General features: G+C 37.0%; 19 protein-coding genes. 12 read left to right on the top strand and 7 right to left on the bottom strand.

Annotated elements, in window-relative coordinates:
* From WG906_RS11955 to WG906_RS11930, 6 genes are all read left to right on the top strand, one after another.
* The gene (locus WG906_RS11955) at positions 1-990 is read left to right on the top strand and encodes a glycosyltransferase family 2 protein (protein ID WP_339992860.1); all 990 of its coding nucleotides are present in this window, start codon (positions 1-3) and stop codon (positions 988-990) included.
* Positions 991-1,070: 80 nt separating this feature from the next.
* Positions 1,071-1,808: a hypothetical protein gene (locus WG906_RS11950; RefSeq protein ID WP_339992859.1), complete on the top strand. Its 738-nt coding sequence runs from the start codon at positions 1,071-1,073 to the stop codon at positions 1,806-1,808.
* Between the two features lie 85 nt (positions 1,809-1,893).
* Positions 1,894-3,714 (top strand): ABC transporter ATP-binding protein, encoded by a 1,821-nt coding sequence (locus WG906_RS11945; protein ID WP_339992858.1) that lies wholly within the window; start codon positions 1,894-1,896, stop codon positions 3,712-3,714.
* A 12-nt stretch (positions 3,715-3,726) separates the two neighbouring features.
* Positions 3,727-4,497 carry a glycosyltransferase gene (locus tag WG906_RS11940; RefSeq protein ID WP_339992856.1) on the top strand — a complete coding sequence of 257 codons (771 nt, stop codon included), beginning with the start codon at positions 3,727-3,729 and terminating at the stop codon, positions 4,495-4,497.
* Positions 4,494-5,519, top strand: coding sequence for a hypothetical protein (locus WG906_RS11935; protein ID WP_339992855.1), 1,026 nt, complete (start codon positions 4,494-4,496; stop codon positions 5,517-5,519). Before WG906_RS11940 ends, WG906_RS11935 begins: the two co-directional genes overlap by 4 nt.
* Before the next feature lie 104 nt (positions 5,520-5,623).
* Positions 5,624-6,661, top strand: a complete 1,038-nt coding sequence (locus WG906_RS11930) for a glycosyltransferase family 9 protein (RefSeq protein WP_339992854.1) — start codon at positions 5,624-5,626, stop codon at positions 6,659-6,661.
* 5 nt (positions 6,662-6,666) lie between these two features.
* On the opposite strand, the gene WG906_RS11925 is transcribed toward WG906_RS11930, so the two are convergent.
* The gene (locus tag WG906_RS11925) at positions 6,667-7,536 is read right to left on the bottom strand and encodes an FkbM family methyltransferase (protein ID WP_339992853.1); all 870 of its coding nucleotides are present in this window, start codon (positions 7,534-7,536) and stop codon (positions 6,667-6,669) included.
* A 192-nt stretch (positions 7,537-7,728) separates the two neighbouring features.
* Here WG906_RS11925 and glf point away from each other — a divergent pair, with 192 nt between their 5' ends.
* Both glf and WG906_RS11915 read left to right on the top strand, forming a co-directional pair.
* On the top strand, positions 7,729-8,859 hold the full coding sequence (gene glf / locus WG906_RS11920) for a UDP-galactopyranose mutase (protein ID WP_339992852.1): 1,131 nt from the start codon (positions 7,729-7,731) through the stop codon (positions 8,857-8,859).
* A gap of 170 nt (positions 8,860-9,029) precedes the next feature.
* The gene (locus WG906_RS11915; protein ID WP_339992851.1) at positions 9,030-10,100 is read left to right on the top strand and encodes a PA0069 family radical SAM protein; all 1,071 of its coding nucleotides are present in this window, start codon (positions 9,030-9,032) and stop codon (positions 10,098-10,100) included.
* A 71-nt stretch (positions 10,101-10,171) separates the two neighbouring features.
* Here the strand turns inward: WG906_RS11915 and WG906_RS11910 are convergent, their stop codons facing one another.
* The 3 genes from WG906_RS11910 to WG906_RS11900 all read right to left on the bottom strand — a co-directional run bounded on the left by WG906_RS11910 (position 10,172) and on the right by WG906_RS11900 (position 12,128).
* On the bottom strand, positions 10,172-10,942 hold the full coding sequence (locus WG906_RS11910) for an exodeoxyribonuclease III (protein ID WP_339992850.1): 771 nt from the start codon (positions 10,940-10,942) through the stop codon (positions 10,172-10,174).
* Positions 10,943-11,017: 75 nt separating this feature from the next.
* Positions 11,018-11,755: a peptidylprolyl isomerase gene (locus WG906_RS11905; protein ID WP_339992848.1), complete on the bottom strand. Its 738-nt coding sequence runs from the start codon at positions 11,753-11,755 to the stop codon at positions 11,018-11,020.
* Between the two features lie 31 nt (positions 11,756-11,786).
* Positions 11,787-12,128 (bottom strand): hypothetical protein, encoded by a 342-nt coding sequence (locus WG906_RS11900; protein ID WP_339992847.1) that lies wholly within the window; start codon positions 12,126-12,128, stop codon positions 11,787-11,789.
* A gap of 274 nt (positions 12,129-12,402) precedes the next feature.
* Between WG906_RS11900 and WG906_RS11895 the strand changes: the two genes are divergently transcribed.
* From WG906_RS11895 to gldD, 4 genes are all read left to right on the top strand, one after another.
* Positions 12,403-13,806 carry a tetratricopeptide repeat protein gene (locus WG906_RS11895; RefSeq protein ID WP_339992846.1) on the top strand — a complete coding sequence of 468 codons (1,404 nt, stop codon included), beginning with the start codon at positions 12,403-12,405 and terminating at the stop codon, positions 13,804-13,806.
* A 75-nt stretch (positions 13,807-13,881) separates the two neighbouring features.
* Positions 13,882-14,646, top strand: a complete 765-nt coding sequence (locus WG906_RS11890; protein WP_339992845.1) for a phosphosulfolactate synthase — start codon at positions 13,882-13,884, stop codon at positions 14,644-14,646.
* A gap of 18 nt (positions 14,647-14,664) precedes the next feature.
* Positions 14,665-15,444 (top strand): shikimate dehydrogenase family protein, encoded by a 780-nt coding sequence (locus WG906_RS11885; protein WP_339992844.1) that lies wholly within the window; start codon positions 14,665-14,667, stop codon positions 15,442-15,444.
* Entirely contained in the window at positions 15,445-16,026 is a 582-nt protein-coding gene (gene gldD / locus WG906_RS11880) for a gliding motility lipoprotein GldD (RefSeq protein ID WP_489737895.1), read from the top strand. It abuts the gene before it with no gap.
* A gap of 4 nt (positions 16,027-16,030) precedes the next feature.
* Here the strand turns inward: gldD and WG906_RS11875 are convergent, their stop codons facing one another.
* From WG906_RS11875 to WG906_RS11865, 3 genes are read right to left on the bottom strand one after another with little or no spacing between them, the layout of a single operon-like run.
* Complete coding sequence (locus WG906_RS11875) at positions 16,031-16,510, bottom strand: gliding motility lipoprotein GldH (RefSeq protein ID WP_339992842.1); 480 nt, start codon at positions 16,508-16,510, stop codon at positions 16,031-16,033.
* Positions 16,503-17,819, bottom strand: a complete 1,317-nt coding sequence (locus WG906_RS11870) for a PSP1 domain-containing protein (protein ID WP_339992841.1) — start codon at positions 17,817-17,819, stop codon at positions 16,503-16,505. Before WG906_RS11870 ends, WG906_RS11875 begins: the two co-directional genes overlap by 8 nt.
* Entirely contained in the window at positions 17,820-18,962 is a 1,143-nt protein-coding gene (locus tag WG906_RS11865; protein ID WP_339992840.1) for a DNA polymerase III subunit, read from the bottom strand. It abuts the gene before it with no gap.
* Positions 18,963-19,214 lie beyond the last annotated feature (252 nt).

Below are 19,214 nucleotides of genomic sequence, written 5' to 3'. Positions count from 1 at the left end.
ATGATTTATAAGAAAAGTATTTCTATAATAATTCCTAATTATAACGGAAGGAATTTATTAGAGGAGTATCTTCCATATACTTTTGAGGCTATTAGCAAAGCTGGGGTAAAGTTTGAGCTTATCATTGTTGACGATTGTTCCACAGATGATTCAGTAGCATTTATAAAGTCAGCCTATCCGGAAGTTAAATTGCTGATTAACGAAGCAAATAGAGGATTTTCTTACTCTTGTAATCAAGGAATAACTATTTCTGAAAATGAGCTTATACTTCTGTTAAATTCAGATGTGAAACTTAGTCCGGACTATTTTGAACCGCAGTGGAAATACTTTGCAGAGTCGGATACTTTCGGTGTGATGGGGAGGATTATTGATATGGAAGGTGATAGAATTCAGGATGCTGCAAGAATTCCCAAATTTCACGGCTTTAAAATAAAAACAGAGTTTTATTACACCCTCGATCCTGAAAATAAGAACTATTCATTTTATTTGTCTGGTGCCAATGCTCTGATTGATGCGAAAAAACTTAAGCAGATTGGAGGCTTTAATGAATTGTTCTCTCCTTTTTATGGCGAAGATCTTGAGCTGAGTTTAAGGGCGTGGCGCTTAGGTTGGAAATGCTATTATGAGCACCAGTCGGTATGCAGACATAAAGCCTCGGCCAGTACAAATAATTATAAAACGCCTCAATGGGTTAAACGAATTTATTACCGTAACCGGTTTTTTGTACATGCAATTCATTTAAGTGGCGTTTCTTTAGTATTTTGGATTCTTCAAATAACTTTTATCGACCTGTTTCCTAGGTTGTTAGCGGGTAATTTATGGATGTGGAACAGCTACAACGACTTGCTTTCGAATATTAAAGAGATTAAAAAAAGTAAAAGGGAATTAAGGACTCAAATGATGTCGAGAGGAAAAGAAATAACATTGCTAAATATTGTTAAGATCATTAATGATTCATTAAAAGGGAAAGAGGTCATTCGACTTAATTAATCGCACTAATGCCACCAAGAAGTATAAAAACACGGCCGCACTACAGGTATAAATATTCCATTTGCACTCTTGTGACAAACATGTTAGAGTATAATGAAATGGTTACCTCATTTATCGATGCTGGATTTACGGAAGAATTTTGTGAGTTTTTGTATGCTGATAATTCGAAGGAAAATGTGTTCGATGCCTTTGGTGGGATAAACCGCTTTTTACAGGAGGCAGAAGGAAGATATATTATTCTCTGTCACCAAGATATTTTACTTCATGATGATAATATTTCTGTTTTAGAGAAGAGGATCGAGGAAATGGACGCTTTGGATCCTCATTGGGGGATTTTAGCGAATGCCGGAGGGATAAATTTGAAACATGTAGCCATGCATGTTACACAAAAAACGGGGCACAGACTTATTGAGACAAAGTTACCCTTAAAGTCGATTAGTTCTGATGAGAATTTCATCCTGGTCAAAAATGAGGCGAATCTGGCCTTATCCTCAGACTTACAAGGATTTCATTTATATGGAACAGACATCTGTCTCATCGCAGATATTTTAGGGTTTAACTCCTACATAATAGACTTCAACGTACTTCATAAAAGCGATGGAAATCCAGATAAAGGCTTTTATAAAATGCGAACCGCTTTAAAGAAAAAATATCGGAGCGCCTTTAAGAGCAGATTTATGTCCACCACCATAACCCGTTTTTATATTTCAGGAAATTCATTAAGTTCCAGTGCTTATAATACAGCTCTTCTTCTATTCCTTGCCCGTCAATATTATAAGATTTTTAAACCTAAAAAAGGCTATCATCTAAAGAAATAGCTACTTTACTAATTTTTTTGCCATTAATTATTGGACATCGATAAAATTATAATAATCGGTGCAATAGATTTAACTTTACGATTTAATGAAAACATACTTCAGGCTATTATCCTTCGCGAAACCTATAGAGAAATTCGCGATTCCTTATATAATTACTACCCTCTTATTTGTTCTTTTTAATACATTGAATTTCGCATTACTAGCGCCACTTTTACAGGCCTTATTAGCCCCTGAAAATTCGAAGGATTTGATATTGACAAAGCCTGATCAATGGGATTTGATGGCTAATTTTAAGTACTACTTAAATATTGTTACATCAGAGTATGGCAGGTCGAATGCGTTAAAGGCTGTTTGTGCTATTCTGATTTTCGCTAATTTTCTAACCAATATTTTCCGTTACTTTTCCCAAAAGGTGATGGAAGATTTAAGGGCTCATACTCTCCTGAATTTTCGTAATGCTATATTTCGTAATATTATGGACCTGCATTTAGGCTATTTTAGCAATGAGCGTAAGGGAGATATTATTTCCAAGGTTTCTTCGGATGTACAGGTTGTTCAGTTCTCTGTAACCAGCACATTGCAAGTCGTGTTTAAAGAGCCTGTTACTCTAATTGTCTATTTAACAGTTCTATTTAATATTTCTGTGGAACTCACATTTTATTCCCTCTTAATATTCCCCGTGTCAGGATTTGTGATCTCCAGGATTGTTAAAAGATTAAAAAGCCAGGCTGCAAGTTCTCAGCGATCTCTGGGATTAATGATTGGGTTTTTAGATGAAGCGTTAACCGGGATTAAAATAATAAAAGCTTTTAATGCGACTGAATATATAAAGAAAAGGTTTTACAATGAAAATAGGTATTATACCCGTCTAACAAAGTCTATGGCCAGGCGACAACAGCTTGCATCGCCAGTGTCTGAATTCTTAGGAGTTTCCATGGTGGCAGGAATAGTTCTCTATGGAGGATCCCTGATTTTATCGGGAGAATCGAACCTGGATGCTCCCGCATTTATCGCATATATCATTCTCTTTTCTCAGGTTTTACGTCCTGCAAAGGCAATAACCGATTCATTTAGTAATATTCATTCAGGAATTGCAGCCGGTGAACGGGTATTAGAGGTTATAGATACTAAACCAGCTATAGAGGATTCTCCCGATGCAATCATTATTAATGGTTTTACAGACAAGATAACTTTCCAGAATGTTTCGTTTTCCTATTCAGACAAATTGATTTTAGATCGAATTTCCATAGAGATTCCAAAAGGACAAACAGTTGCATTAGTTGGTCCTTCGGGCGGCGGGAAGTCTACTTTAATGGATCTGATTCCAAGATTTAATGAACCGCAATCGGGAATTGTATGTTTTGATGGAATAGATATTAAAGAAATTCAATCGATATCACTAAGAGATCAAATCGGTTTTGTAAATCAGGAATCAATCCTGTTCAATGATACTATATTTAATAATATTTGTTTTGGCAAGCCTGATGCCAGTGTTGAAGAAGTAGAAAGAGCATCTAAAATTGCTAATGCCCATGACTTTATTCTTAAAACAGAAAATGGCTATCAGACCAACATCGGTGATCGCGGTATGAAACTTTCTGGCGGACAGAAGCAGCGGATTAATATAGCAAGGGCTGTCTTAAAGAATCCGTCGATTCTGTTGTTAGATGAAGCCACATCGGCGTTAGATACAGAATCTGAAAAACTGGTTCAGGATGCACTTAACAAATTAATGAAAAATCGTACGACACTTATTATTGCACACCGGTTAAGCACCATACAAGGCGCTGATAAAATAATTGTTCTCGAAGCAGGAAAAGTGATAGAACAAGGTTCACATACACAGTTAATAGAGTTAAATGGCCTGTACCGTCGATTAATTGATATGCAGACCTTTGTTGACTAAAATACTCGAATTATGATAGATGGAGGAAAGAGACTGTTAATGCCGTTATCTCCTGAGCCTGCCGTGTCAATAATAACAGTCATAAAAAATGCAGGAGGTTACTTAGAGAAATTCCTTAAGGATATAGATAGTTTTCTTAGTGATGAAGTAGAGTTGGTAATAGTAGATGGGGGTAGTACCGATCAAACCTGCGAGCTTTTACAAGCAGATCAAAAGATTATAGATTATTGGATAAGCGAACCGGACAAAGGAATTTATGATGCTATGAACAAGGCGACCCAATTAAGTAGAGGCCAGTGGTTATTGTTTTTAGGGGTTGACGATAATTTGTTAGAGGATTTTTCCATTATGAAATCAAATCTGCAGATGCATGATACAATTTATTATGGGAATGTAATTCATAATGGGAAGAAAATAATTAGCAAGGCAACCTCGATTGCGCTATCGAAGTTTAATATCTGTCATCAAAGCATATTCTATCCCAAAAGAGTTTTCGAAAAATATAGTTATAAGCTCAAGTATCCGGTATGTTCAGATTATTATTTAAACATCCAATGTAAGGGGGATCCAGATTTTAAGTTTCATTATTACGATTTGGATATCGCTGATCACGCCGACGGCGGATTTTCATCTCAGGTTGGGGATAAAGCTTTTATTGAGGACAAAGAAAGTTTAATCAGAGATAATTTGGGCTTTTATACTTTAATGAAATATCGGATCTGGAATTTTAAAAAAAGGATAAGTACTAAGTTGAAATTCTTAATATCAACGCCTCGTCTATGATTCCTTTATATCCTGATTCTAAAATTTATATCTTTTGCACCGCTAACTTTGCAACGGGAGGCCCGGAAGCTTTACATCAACTTGCGTATCATTTGAAGTTAATAGGACATAAGCATGTTTTTATGTATTATCTTTTTCCGGATAATAATAAAACGGCAAATCCCGTGCACCCATTTTATAAGAACTACAATACTGTTATCGTTAATGAAATTGAAAACAGGGTAGAAAATCTAATAATCTTGCCTGAAACTTATTTAGACCCTGTCTTTGATATATCATTCAGCGAAGTTAGAAAAGCAATCTGGTGGCTAAGTGTTACTAATTATTATAAAATTTTAATCCCTCAAATCCGGAGGGCAAAAAGAAAGCCAATTTATTGGATCAGGTTATTATATAATCCTGTTAAGTTTGGCACATTTAAAGAGTTAAAGAAGAGGAAATTATATCATATTGCTCATTCCTATTTCTCTCAGGTTCATTTACTCGAAAACGGGATAAATCCAGATGGAAGAATATCTGATTATATGAATCAGACATTTTTTAAAATGGCTGACAAAGCAGCGATAAAGGAGGACCTGATTTTATATAATCCAAAAAAAAATGACAAGTTCTTACAAACGGTAATTTCCCATTGTCCCGATTTAACCTGGATTCCTTTAATTGACATGTCTCCATCAGAGATTGCTGATTGGATGAACAGAAGCAAGGTCTACATTGATTTTGGGTACCATCCTGGAAAAGAGAGAATGCCAAGGGAAGCATGTATTATGAAATGTTGTTTGATTATTGGTAAAGAAGGTTCTGCAAAATATCCTGAGGATATGCCTATCCCTGAACAATATAAGTTTGAGAAGGATCTAAGAGAAATAGGAGCAATTACTAAAAAGATTTATGATTGCCTGAATAAGTATGAAGAAACAGTCCATGATTTTGATGAATACAGGAGTATTTTATTTGCGGAAGAAGAGAGATTTGAAATAGATATTCAAAAAACGTTTCAGTTGAATTATAGAATAAAATAATGTACATTCAGAATAGGAATAAATTCAGATTAACACGTTTCCTGATTTTTAAACTCAGTTGGCTTTTTAGTTTTTTTTCAAAATGTAGAAAGAGCCGGAAGCGATTGTTAGTCGTAAAGCTGGATGCAATTGGTGATTACATTTTATTTCGAAATTATTTAGAACTATTAAAAAGATCGGAAAAGTATAGTTCTTACGATCTAGAACTAGTTGGGAATAGTAAATGGAAAGATTTAGCAATGGAATATGATTCACAATTTGTATCCAAATTTTTCTTTATAGATCCTGAAAAGCTTTATGAAAAGCCTTTAACAATAATTAATTTTGCGAGGAGGTTGTTTACTAGAAAATATGAGGTAGTTATCCAATCTACATATTCACGTACTTTAATGGGAAATGCGGTGTGTGGATTTGCCGCGGGAAAAGAGTCAGTAGCTTACAATAGTTTCGGCGAACTTGACCCTAAATATAAACGTAAGACGGATAAGTTCTACTCTAGCCTAATAAATTTACCAGTAAGCCTGGTTCATGAAACAGAACTCAATCACTACTTTTTTGAGAGGTTGCTAGGATCAGAGCTATCATTTGCAAAGCCTACTGTGCCTGTAAATAAAAAGAAGCGAGAAGGCATATTAATATTTCCTGGATCAAGTACAGCGAAGAAGAACTGGGAAAAGGATAAATTCATTGAAATCATTAATCGTATTTTATTAAATACCAATGAACAAATCATAATAGGAGGTGGCGTATTGGAAGTTCCCATAGCGGAGGATATAATTAGAAGTAATATATCTCCAAGAATAAAAAACAAAGCCGGTGCTACCTCTCTCAAGGACTTTGTAGATTTAATAGCAAGCTCATGTTTTGTAATAACCAACGACACGAATGCGGTGCATATTGCTATAGCCGCTGATACTCCCGTGGTAGCGATAGTTGGAGGCGGCCACTTTAAACGTTTTCTACCTTACCCTGAGTACTTCGCAAGTAAGCCAATATGCATTTTTTCGGAGATGCCCTGCTATAATTGTAATTGGAGTTGTGATTATATAACTAGTGATTCTGAACCTTTTCCTTGCATATCAAATGTGGGTGTGGAAGAAGTTTGGTCCTCCGTAATAAAATATTGTAATGCGATGCATTAGATCGGCTATTTTTCAGCGGTGAAAAATGTCATCTCTTTCTGAATAACCTCGTCAGCCAGATTATCGTCATCTTCATGAAATATACAGAGATCGTAGTAAAAAAAGGCGCTTTCTCCTTTTGGTAGGTAATCATATAACTGATTGATCGTTAATGTATCCTTTGTGGTAATTGACAGCAAAAATTTGCCAAAATTATCATAGTATAATATTTTCTTATAGCCCAATTTAGCGAGATCATCAAATATTTTTATGGCGTCATCTCCTTGCTCTTCTATGTAAGATGCATCATATTCAAAAAAAAGCACAGGTTTTAATTGCCTAAGGTAACTAAAAGAACCTCTTAATATTTTTAGATCAAATCCATCAGTATCTATTTTCAGTAGTTTTACATTAGTTAAGCTATGATGCTGAATAAAATCATCCAGCTTTTCTACATCAATTAACTTCTTACTGTCTGTACGTAGTGTTGCTGTACCCTCATCGGCAGAAATATTAAGTTGTTCCTGCTGAGTGTGTTCTCCTAGAAAGCAGTTGTAAGCTACACAATCTGAAAATTGTGTAATATTCTGCTCAAGAATCTCATAGTACGATGGCTCTCCTTCTACAGCATGAACAGTTTGTAAGACCCCTGCCGATCGCAACAATGCTACGGAATCCCCAATATTAGCACCGATATCCAATATGCTATAGGTAGTGTATTTTGCTTCGATATATTTCGCGATCCGGCCGAGGTTTCTTGAATAGTGTTTGAACTTATTTAGGTAAAATTCAATTTTGTGGGTTGCTGGAGCGATTAGGGTGTAGTTGTCAATATTTATTTTAACAGAGGTATTATGTCGGTTTTTTTTTAGATAGCTTTTTAGTTTCTTTATCATATATAAAGTTCTTTTTAAATTCCTATACAATTTTAACCATTCTGTTCAGCGTCGCATTATTTATAGGGTCGTTATGAACTACGTGAACTACGGAAATGAATGAGTACTTAATTACTCCTCAAACAATCCCCGCAATTTACCGTTTTTCTGTGGTTACCTAAATCAATCTTAAAATTAACGCTATCTAATCGAATGACCACCCCATACGACTACCTAATTGTAGGCTCCGGACTTTTCGGGGCCGTTTTTGCACATGAAGCAACCAAAGCCGGGAAAAAATGCCTGGTAATTGATAAACGTGAACATGCCGGAGGCAATGTTTACTGTAAAGAAATGGAAGGTATAAACGTCCATTGGTATGGAGCCCATATCTTCCATACAAACGACAAAGAAATATGGGACTATGTAAACCAATTTACCGAGTTCAACAGGTATACAAACTCACCGGTGGCAAATTATAAAGGAGAGTTGTACAATCTTCCTTTTAATATGAATACATTTTACCGCCTGTGGGGCACCAAAACTCCTGAGGAAGCTAAGCAGAAAATAGCGGAACAAATTCAGGATCTTGGAATTACGGAGCCTAAAAACATGGAGGAGCAGGCTTTAAAACTTGTTGGTCCGGATATATATGAAAAGTTAATTAAACATTATACGGAAAAACAATGGGGAAGAAAAGCTACTGAACTACCGGCGTTTATTATTAAACGACTGCCCGTTCGATTTACTTATGATAATAACTATTTTAACGATAAATATCAGGGAATCCCGGTTGGCGGATATAACAAAATTGTTGAAGGGTTATTAAAAGGTGTAGAAGTTCGTTTAAATACCGACTTTTTTGCTGACCGGGATAGCTTTAGCAATATGGCTCATAAAATTGTGTTTACCGGAAAAATTGATGAATATTTTGGATACCAGTTCGGTGAACTTGAATACCGAAGCCTGAGATTTGAAGTGGAGACCTTAGATCAGGAAAATTATCAAGGGAATGCTGTCTTTAATTATACGGATGCAGAAACGCCCTACAACCGGGTATATGAGCATAAACATTTTGAATTCGGCAACCAGCCAAAAACGGTAATAACTAAAGAATATCCCCTACAGGGGTCAAAGGGCTTGGAGCCGTATTATCCTGTGAATGATGATAATAACTCAGCAATCGTTAAAAAGTATCAGGATTTGGCAAAAGGAGAATTAAATGTGATTTTTGGGGGGCGATTGGCCGAGTACAGATATTATGATATGCACCAGGTGATTGGTTCGGCTTTAGTAAAAGCCAAGAGAGAATTAGGTGTATTTAAGGAAACTGAAATTAATTAGAGCTGAAAATATATTAAAATAACGTCCGGGGGCAGGCCAGTTAAGCGGCAGGAATTAACAAAATAGGTGTCAATTAAGATTTGCTGACAGATCTCTATAGATTTTCACTAAAAGCTTTAAATTGTATAATTAGAATTTTAAAAATGCTAAAATAATTAGCATTTTTGTATATGCCATTTGAAGAGAACAGTGAATATTTTAAAGGACGCGGGGCGCAAATCAATACGCATAATAAATTCCAAAAACAGAGGTATATAACCGAGCATATTGAAGGATTGGATGAGCAAATGCATGAAAATGTAAATACTCAAATCTTTGAAGAGTTTCCTAAATCTATTGTTAGTGTCTCTAACAGCCCGGATTTATCATTTATGCATTCAATAAATCCTTATCAGGGATGTGAACATGGATGTTTATATTGCTATGCTCGAAATGCTCATGAGTACTGGGGTTTTAGCGCAGGTTTGGATTTTGAACGCAAAATAATCGTAAAACGCAACGCTGCTGAATTACTCGAGAAATTCTTTAATAAAAGCGGCTATGAACCACAGACAATAATGTTATCGGGCAATACGGATTGCTATCAGCCTATTGAGCGCAAGCTTAAAATAACCCGGTCACTCCTCGAGGTGTTTTTAAAATATAAACATCCGGTGAGTATTATTAGTAAAAATAATCTGGTGGTTAGAGATATTGATATTTTACAGGATTTAGCAAAATTAAATCTTGTGCACGTGGCAATTACAATCAATTCATTGAATGAAAGTCTCAGACAAAAAATGGAACCGCGTACCGTTACCGCAAAAAGTCGTTTAACGGTTATCAATAAATTGTCTTCAGCAGGAATACCTGTTAGATTAATGATTGCTCCGATTGTTCCGGGTTTAAATAGCGACGAAATCCCTTCTTTAATTAATGCTGCAGCAAATGAAGGTGCCTTAGCTGCTATGTTTACTTTAATACGGTTAAATGGGTCTATTGCCGAGATATTTACCGACTGGATTTATAAAGCTTATCCCGATAGAGCAGAGAAGGTTTTACATGCCATTGCTGAATGTCACGGAGGGAAATTAAATGACAGTAACTGGGGACGAAGAATGCGGGGAGATGGAAAAATTGCAGAGAGTATACATCAGCTTTTTAAAATTTCTGTGAATAGGTTTCTAGGAGGGAGATCGATGCCTTCATTGGAATTTAAGTATTTTATGCCAACTGGCGGAAAACAGATGGATTTGTTTTGAAGGATTTATGTTTTCTTGATCCCTGGCAATGCAGACCGCGTTCTAAACGCTGTCTGCGTTAATCAAGTAAGTTAAATATCCAACTCCAATAAAACCGGGCAATGATCTGAATGAACGGCGTCGCATAAAATAGCAGATCGTTTTATGCTAGTTTCAAGTTCTTTAGAAACCATATTATAATCAATGCGCCATCCCAGGTTTTTCTTTCGGGCGCCGGCTCTGTAGCTCCACCAGGTGTAATTATGGGGATCCTCATTAAAATGCCTGAACGAATCAATAAATCCGGTATTCACAAAATTTTCCATCCACTCTCTTTCTGCTGGTAAAAAGCCGGAAGAATTTGCGTTGGATCTCGGATTATGGATGTCTATGGGTTTATGGCAGATATTATAGTCGCCAGAGATAACCATTCTTGGATGCTCCCCTTTTAATTTATCAATATATTGTTGAAAATCGTCCAGAAAACGGTATTTAAATTCCTGTCTGAGTTCGCCGCTTGATCCTGACGGGAAGTAAGTACTCATTACCGAAAAGTCGTCAAAATCTGCGCGCACCATTCGTCCCTCAAAATCGTAATCACAATGGCCACACCCGTATTCAACTTTTAGGGGCGTTTTTTTTGTAAGAATGGCAGTGCCGCTGTAGCCCTTTTTCTGGGCGGGGTACCAATAATGCTCATATCCTAATTGCTCAATCAGTACCAATATTTCTGGCAATTGTTCCTGATTCGCTTTAATTTCCTGAAGACATACAACATCTGCATTCACCGCCTGCAGCCATAACGACCAGTTTTTGGTAAATGCAGAACGAATACCGTTTACATTATAAGTTACAATTTTCATCAGAATATATTTGTCTTTAAATGGCTATAAATCTATCATGAGTTTTATCGCGAGTGCAGGCTCATGATGGTTTTGCTATTTAGAACTCATGATTAGCTTGTTTTTAAAAGAGGTTGTGAGCAATTCTTTTTCAAGCTTTTTTATTTCTTTCTTTTTTAGGAGGGTCATTTTTATACGCACATCCTCAAAAGGCCGGCTAACCGCGTCAGTTTTTAGAGAGGCAACAAGATCGACCTGTTCGATGCCTTTAACAATTTCGCCGAAAACAGTATAGCTTTGATCAAGATGAGGTGTTCCGCCCAAAGATTTATAAACTTGTCTGTGTGAGGCAGGAATCTTCTTTCCCTGTAATCTCATTTCCTCTATTCTGTTTAATTCATCATCAGTGTAGGCCTTTCCCTGAACAAGATAAAACTGGGTAGAACTACTCGCTTTTTGTGGATTCTCATCTCTGGCAGCTGCTAAGGCACCCTTCTTATGATATAATTCTAAGTTAAATTCTGCCGGAATAGTGTACGGCAAACTGCCGTTTCCGAGCATTTCTCCCGGTTTTGCTTTTTTTGAATCCGGGTCACCACCCTGAATCATAAAATCTTTAATTACCCGGTGATATAATGTGCCGTTATAAAAGCCGCTCTTTACAAGTTTTACAAAATTATCTCTATGCTTTGGTGTTTCATTGTACAGTCGTATAAGTGATTCTCCATAAGTCGATTTAATACGGACATAATACGTTTTTGGCTTGGCAGCATATGTTAAACTGGCAGACAAAAAAAGAACCAGGAAGAGAATTTTATGGGTATGCTTCATCATTATTAAATCTATCTAACGTATAATTAAAGGATCAGGTATTTTCTTCAAAATAGTTAATAATGAGAGATTTCAATAGCATCTCTTGTTCTAAGAGAGTATAACTGGGAATAGCTTTAACTAATTTCCAATGTGGCCAGCCATCCTGATCCAGGCCTTCCAATTCATAGAAGCCTAAATCACTAAATAATCGGCAGTTTGCAATATGCATCAGCTCCTCTTTCTGACGTTTCGAAAATTTTCTGGGCCCCTTCCCAAGCTCCTGCACACCAATTAGAAACAGTATTACTTTGATATCAGGTTTATCCGAATCAAAATCTTTCGCAAGTTTTTCCTGCAATTCTTTCCATTTGAAATTAATTTCTGCTGGTGTCATATTGTCCAAATATACTTAAGAATAATTATTGGCTAACTTTTTGTATATTTAGTTTAATCACAACACACACCGGGTATTAGAAAATTTATTCACTTAAAAAATATCGTTACAGCGGTATTGGCTCAATAATTATCATTTAAGTGAGGATATGTTGAAAATTAATATAATACAGAAATCATATTTAAAAGTAATTTAATAGAGGTTAAAAAACTGTCGGTAAGTTTTTTGGTTCTATTTATACCTGGTCGCAGGGAGTGTTCTTAATTTTTATTGAATGGAAGACGATTTCGAATTTGAGTTCTCTGAAGATCCAAAATTTTCAGTAGAGAGATATGAGGAAATGATCCGTAATCAGGATCAGTATTTTTTTGATGCGCAGGCTTTTGAAAACATCATCGATTATTACATAGAAAAAAATGATCCGATAAAAGCGCTTCAAGTTGTAGAATACGCGGTAAATCAACATCCTTTTGCAGCAGTATTTTTTATTAAACAAGCTCAGCTTTTTGTGGTCACAAACCAGCTGGATAGTGCTTTTGAAGCATTAAGAAAGGCCGAGACCCTGGAGCCTTCTGAAGCTGATATTTATATTATCCGTGGAAATATTTATGAAGCGCTTGAAAGACATGAAGAAGCTCTGGAGAACTACCAGAAAGCTCTTGAGTTAGCTGAAAGCACGGATGATATATTGCTTCAAATTGCACTGGTACATCAAAATATAGGCGAGTATGATAAGGCTATTTCTTACCTGAAAAAGTGCCTGGAGCAGAACATGGAGAATCAGGATGCCTTGTACGAGCTCGCGTTCTGTTATGATGTTTTGGACAAACAGGAAGAAAGTATTCAGTTCTATAATCAATATATTGATACAGAACCCTATTCGTATGCAGCCTGGTATAATTTAGGAAATGCCTATCATAAAATGGGACTGTATGAGAAAGGCATCGACGCTTACGATTACGCTATCCTGATAAAGGAAAACTTTTCTTCTGCTTATTTTAACAAAGGAAATTGCCTTGTACATCTGGATAAGTTTGTTGAAGCTATTGAGGTGTATAAACAAACATTTGAGTATGAACCGCCTAATGCCGATACTTATTGTGCCATTGGTGAATGTTACGAAAAGCTCGAGCAGATGGAAGAAGCCCGCTCCTATTACAAAAAAGCTGTTAAGCTGGATCCAAAACTTGCTGATGCCTGGTTTGGAATTGGAGTTACCCTGGATTTCGAAGACCGCAATTTTGAAGCTTTACATTTTTACAAAAAGGCCCTGGCCATTGATGATAAAAATCCGGACTACTGGTTCGCCATAGCAGATGCTCATTATAAATTAGGTAAACTTGAAGAATCGGAAAAGGCGTATGAAAAAGTAATCGAGTTTAACCCCCTGGATGTTGAAGCATGGCTGGATTTTTCATCGATATTGTACGAACAAAATAAGCTTAGCGGTGCAATAGAAACTATTTCGGATGCTATTAAGAATAATCCTGAAGCTGCAGAGCTCTATTACAGAATGGTTGCCTACTTATTTGCTGACGGGCAAACAAATGAAGCATTGAATTTTCTCGAATTGGCCCTGAAGATTGACCCCTCAAAGCACGAAATCTTATTTGAGTATTTACCCCAATTGCAGAACAACAAAATAATTGTAGATGTGATTAATAAGTATTTGCTCTGATAAGATCTTTAAAGTATAAAAGAAATCCAATACCTTTGGGCGCAAATCCAGTATTGGATTTTTTTTGCGATTAATATGAATTACGATTTAAATGATATTCCTGAACGTACCCTGAAACCTCGTGATAATGGCATTACTATGGTAATGGACAAAGGATTGAGCATTAGGGAGGTTGAAGATTTTTTAGAAGTTGGTGGTCCACATGCCGACATAGTAAAATTAGGTTGGTCAACTTCCTTCGTTACGCCGAACCTTGTTGATAAACTAAAAGTATATAATGATGCGAATGTTCCGGTTTATTTTGGCGGAACATTGTTTGAAGCATTCATAATTCGTAATCAATTCGATGATTACCGTCGCACACTGGATAAATATGGAATGAAATATGCAGAAGTTTCTGACGGATCCATAGATATTCCGCACGATGTTAAGTGTGAATATATCCGGAAGTTAAGCGAGCAGGTTACCGTTATTTCTGAAGTTGGTTCAAAGGATGCCCAAAAGATTTTTGCGCCTTATAAATGGATAAAACTGATGAATGCTGAACTTGAAGCAGGCTCCTGGAAACTTATCGCAGAATCCAGAGAGGGCGGTAATGTTGGAATTTATCGGGATTCAGGAGAAGTTCGGGAAGGATTAGTTGATGAAATTTTGACACAGATCCCGGAGGAAAAAATAATTTGGGAGGCGCCTCAGAAGGATCAGCAAGTATGGTTTATTAAGCTAATAGGAGCCAATGTTAACCTTGGAAACATAGCCCCCGCCGAAGTAATACCATTGGAAACAATACGTTTAGGTTTGCGTGGTGATACATTTAATCATTTTCTTAACATAAAATAATCTTATCAGCAGGAGGATATGAGAAAGTTTGGGTTGATAGGATATCCCTTGGGACATTCATTTTCGAAGAAATATTTTACAGAGAAATTCGAACGTGAAGGTTTAACCGACTGTACTTATGAGTTGTTTCCGATGGAAAATATAAGGGATGTTGAGGGATTAATAGAATCGAATTCTGATTTATGTGGCTTAAATGTTACAATTCCGCATAAAATAGGGATAATGTATTACCTGGACAAAGTCACGCCTGATGCAAAGGCTATTGATGCGGTAAACTGTATAAAAGTAATTAAGCAGAAGCCTGTTGAATCATTTTTTACCGGTGAATTTCTGACTAAGAAAGTGAGGCTTGAGGGTCACAATACTGATGCATATGCATTTGAGGCGTCTCTAAAACCTTTGCTGAAGAAACACCATAGTAAAGCTTTGATATTAGGAACTGGTGGTGGATCCAGAGCAGTAGCATACGTATTGGATAAGCTGGATATCGATTTTAAAATTGTTTCAAGAAGATCCGTACGGAAACAAATCAGCTATGCCCAGATAACTCAGTCTCTGATGAAGGATTATACGGTTATAGTTAATACTACTCCGCTGGGAACTTTTCCGGATATTGGCTCTTGTCCTGATATTCCTTACGAATTCCTTACCGACAGGCACTTACTTTACGACCTTGTGTATAATCCCTCGGAAACGGAATTTTTAAAACGTGGGAAAACGAAAGGCGCCGCTATAAAAAACGGAGAGGAAATGCTTCATTTGCAGGCCGAAAAAGCCTGGGAGATTTGGAACAGCTAGATGAGATCGGTTCTCTTAATATCACTTTTGACTTTCCTTATTTCAGGATGTTTCAGCGGAGGTGATTATACTCCAAAACCCAGAGGATATTTTAAAATAGAGTTTCCTGAAAAGAGCTACCAAACTTATCAGTCTGATTGTAACTATACCTTTGATTATCCGGTGTATGCTTTAGTGTTCCCTGATAGTTCAAAGAATGCCCAGCCCTGCTGGTTGAACATTTCTTACCCTCAATTTAATGCCAGATTGCATTTGAGTTATCATCCTGTCACCTCTGGAAAAATCTTTAATGAATTAGTTGAAGATTCGAGAGCTTTTGCCTTCAAGCATACGGTGAAAGCAACAGCAATAAACGAAGCCCAGATCTCATATCCGGATAGCAAAGTTTTCGGAACTTACTATGCTATAAAAGGCAATACGGCCTCAGCAATCCAATTTTTCCTTACAGATAGTTCTAAAAACTACCTTCGCGGCGCTCTTTATTTTAATGAAGAACCAAGGCAGGATTCTATTCAACCCGTATTGGAGTTTATAGGCCGGGATATTGATGTAATGATTAAGTCTCTAAGCTGGAAAAACTAAAGATTTAAGGCGCTGGTTCTACCCGCAATCCCACATCTCTGATCTCTCGCAAAGGGTTATCCCTCATATTCTGTTCAAGCTCGAAAATATATGTTCCGGGAAATGGGAATTTATATTTTTCTCTGAATATTAGCTGATGCGAATATAGATTCCCAGAGCCGCTTCCAAGCCATTCACCATCCGGATAGGCCAATTGAAATTCCTTTCGCTCGGTGGTTTTCTTCCCTCCCGGATTCACCTGATGAATTAATACGAATATGTTAGAATACTTATAATCAGCTGTATGGCGCAGGTTCATGTAAAGATTGTAAGTTGTATTAACATCATCAATTTTTACAGGGATAGATACCTTTTTAATATAACTCCAGTTGCTGTTACTAATTTCCTTGTTGGTATCAATAACCGCGTTTTCTGCACATCCAGCAAAAAAAACGGTAAACAGAATTATGATAAAAATTCTGAAAGTATTGATTGTTTTATTCATTGGGCTTAGGCTTGTTGTTATTAAACCTCCGGTTACGGTTTCGATTTTTATTCTGAGGATTAGGTTGTCGCTGAACAGGTGCCCCTTCTGTCGGCTTAACTGCCAATTCTTTTATAGCGACATCCGGAACTTTTGCAGATGCTACAGCGTTTTCTGGTTGCGGACGGCTTTTATTGGTGTTGCGTTTCTTTTTCTTTTTATTGCCACTCTTTCTTTCGTCTAAACGAGTGATGCTATCCTGTCCAACTACATTCTCATAATCGAGAACCTTAGCCACTGATGCTGTCTGTAATTCTACAGCTTCATCTCTTAGATCCTCAGGCTTTATACCCTCTTTATTTAATTTTTGAATTTCTTTTACACGGCTTATTTCAATAGGAATCCAGTTCTCTTCTTTAGGATAACTGAACCACATCAGCCGTTTGAAAATATCAGTTTTCTGAAGTCTGGCTGTTCCTTTCAATGTTTCCAAACGTTCTACTTCATCCGGAATGTCTTTTAGAGCATCCATGTAAGTATCCAGTTCGTAATTAAGACAGCACTTTAACTTGCCGCATTGACCCGCAAGTTTGAGGGTGTTAAGCGATAGATTCTGGTAACGTGCTGCAGAAGTAGATACTGTTTTGAAATCGGTAAGCCAGGTAGAACAGCATAATTCGCGACCGCAGGAACCTATTCCACCCAGTCGACTGGCCTCCTGGCGCATTCCGATCTGGCGCATTTCAATCCGGATACGGAAAGTTTCTGCCATCTTTTTAATCAGTTCCCTGAAATCTACCCGCCCTTCGGCAGTGTAATAAAAAGTGGCCTTTGTTTTATCACCCTGGTAATCCACGTCGCTTAATTTCATGGATAATCCCAGTGCGATTGCCAGAGTTCTGGCCTTATGCATGGTCTCCCACTCCAGATCTTTAGCTGCTTTCCATTTATCAACGTCAGCAGGGGTAGCACGGCGAATAATCTTTTTGGTGATATCATCAAGGCGCATATGCTTCTTTTTTATCTGCATACGTACAAGCTCACCTGTTAAGGAAATATGGCCAACGTCATACCCTCCTGTTGCGGTTTCAGTAACCACAAGATCTCCGTTTTCAACATATAAGTTCTCGTGATTGATATAAAAATCTTTACGCGAGCCTTTAAATTTTATTTCTACAATGTTGAAAGCTTTATAATTAGCCGGCATATCCATATTAGACAGCCAGTCGTAAACATCTAATTTGCTGCAACCATTCGTAAGGCAGGTGCCATTACTTTTGCAGCCGGCAGGCGTACATCCGCCGCCTGTTGAACATGAACCACATCCCATTTAGTTATATATATGTTGAGTCCCCTTAGGGAGCGTATTAAACTTTAAGATTTTTATAAATTGCAAAGATACATCTAAAAATAAAATTTTAGGATTGGCATTCCTCTCTATATGATAGTGTGCTTTTTCAAGCTCGTTAATTATTGCTTCGGCTTTTGCCAGGTTTAAGGTTTTGCTAAAGTTAACAACAAATTCCTTTTCATTGCCAGGAAGATGCACAAGTTTATCTGCTCCTGATAAAATCATCATCACTTCACGCAAAAGTTTCATGCCATATTTGAGCAGATTCTTTTGGTTTTCTCTTCCAAATCGTGCAGCGTTCTCCGAAAACTCTATGGCCTGAAGCCCTTTATTTGTGAAACAGGTTCTTAGCCAATCAGAAAAAATGCCGAAGTTATTATTGTTTTCTTCTTTACTTAAAGTTAAAGCAGTTTGCAGGTTTCCTTCACTTAGATACGCAATTCTGATAGCCTGATCATCAGTAAATCCCTTATTAATGAGAAATTCAGTTACGTCTTTATCGGATAAACGATGGATTTTTATTAGTTGTGTCCTTGATAAAATGGTGTTTAATATTTGATCCTGGTTCTGAGCTACCAACAGGAATAAGGTTTTTTGGGGGGGCTCCTCTATTAATTTAAGTAATGAGTTCCCCGCTTTGTCAAGATGCTCGGGTAGCCACATGATTAACACTTTATACTCAGCCTCAAATTGCTTCATGCTCAGCTTTTTGATGATCTGGTGACATTCTGCAATGTTAATATTTGCCTGTTTATTTTCCGCATCAAGCTGGCTGCGCCATTCGTCAAGATTTAAATACGGATTAGTCAGAAACGCATCCCTCCATTCTTCAATAAATGTTAACGAAGTGTCTTCTTTATGTTTTGCGAAAAACGGATAAGAAAAATGAAGATCAGGATGAATGAGTTTGTTATACTTTCTGCAGGATGAACATTCTCCGCAGCTATCATCCGGCAATCGGTTCTCACAGGATAAAAACTGGGCATAGGCCAGGGCAAGAGCTAAACCGCCAGAGCCTTCCGGCGATAAAAATAACTGGGCATGGCTCACCCGGTTTTCAATTACGGATTGAATCAGATGTTGCTTTACTTCCTGTTGCCCTACAATTTCAGAAAACTGCATAAGGTGCAAAATAGTAATTAGATGTGAGATTTAAGATTTGAGATTTGAGATTTTGGTGCTTTAGTAAAGATTTGAGATTTGAGATTGAGAATTAATCGGTTAAAAAGATTTGAATATACAGACAGGAGGTACTAGATTTGAGAAATTAGGTTTTGGCATTATTCAGTTCTCATATCTAATGTCTCAAATGTCAAAACGACGAAGCCCTCTTTAGTAAAATTTAGAACAATAAAATACGAAAATTCTTCCCTG

The sequence above is a fragment of the Pedobacter superstes genome, from assembly GCF_037622515.1.
GTDB lineage: Bacteria > Bacteroidota > Bacteroidia > Sphingobacteriales > Sphingobacteriaceae > Paradesertivirga > Paradesertivirga superstes.
Note: the sequence above shows the minus strand (reverse complement) of the source record. Positions and strands in the feature narration are given on the sequence as shown.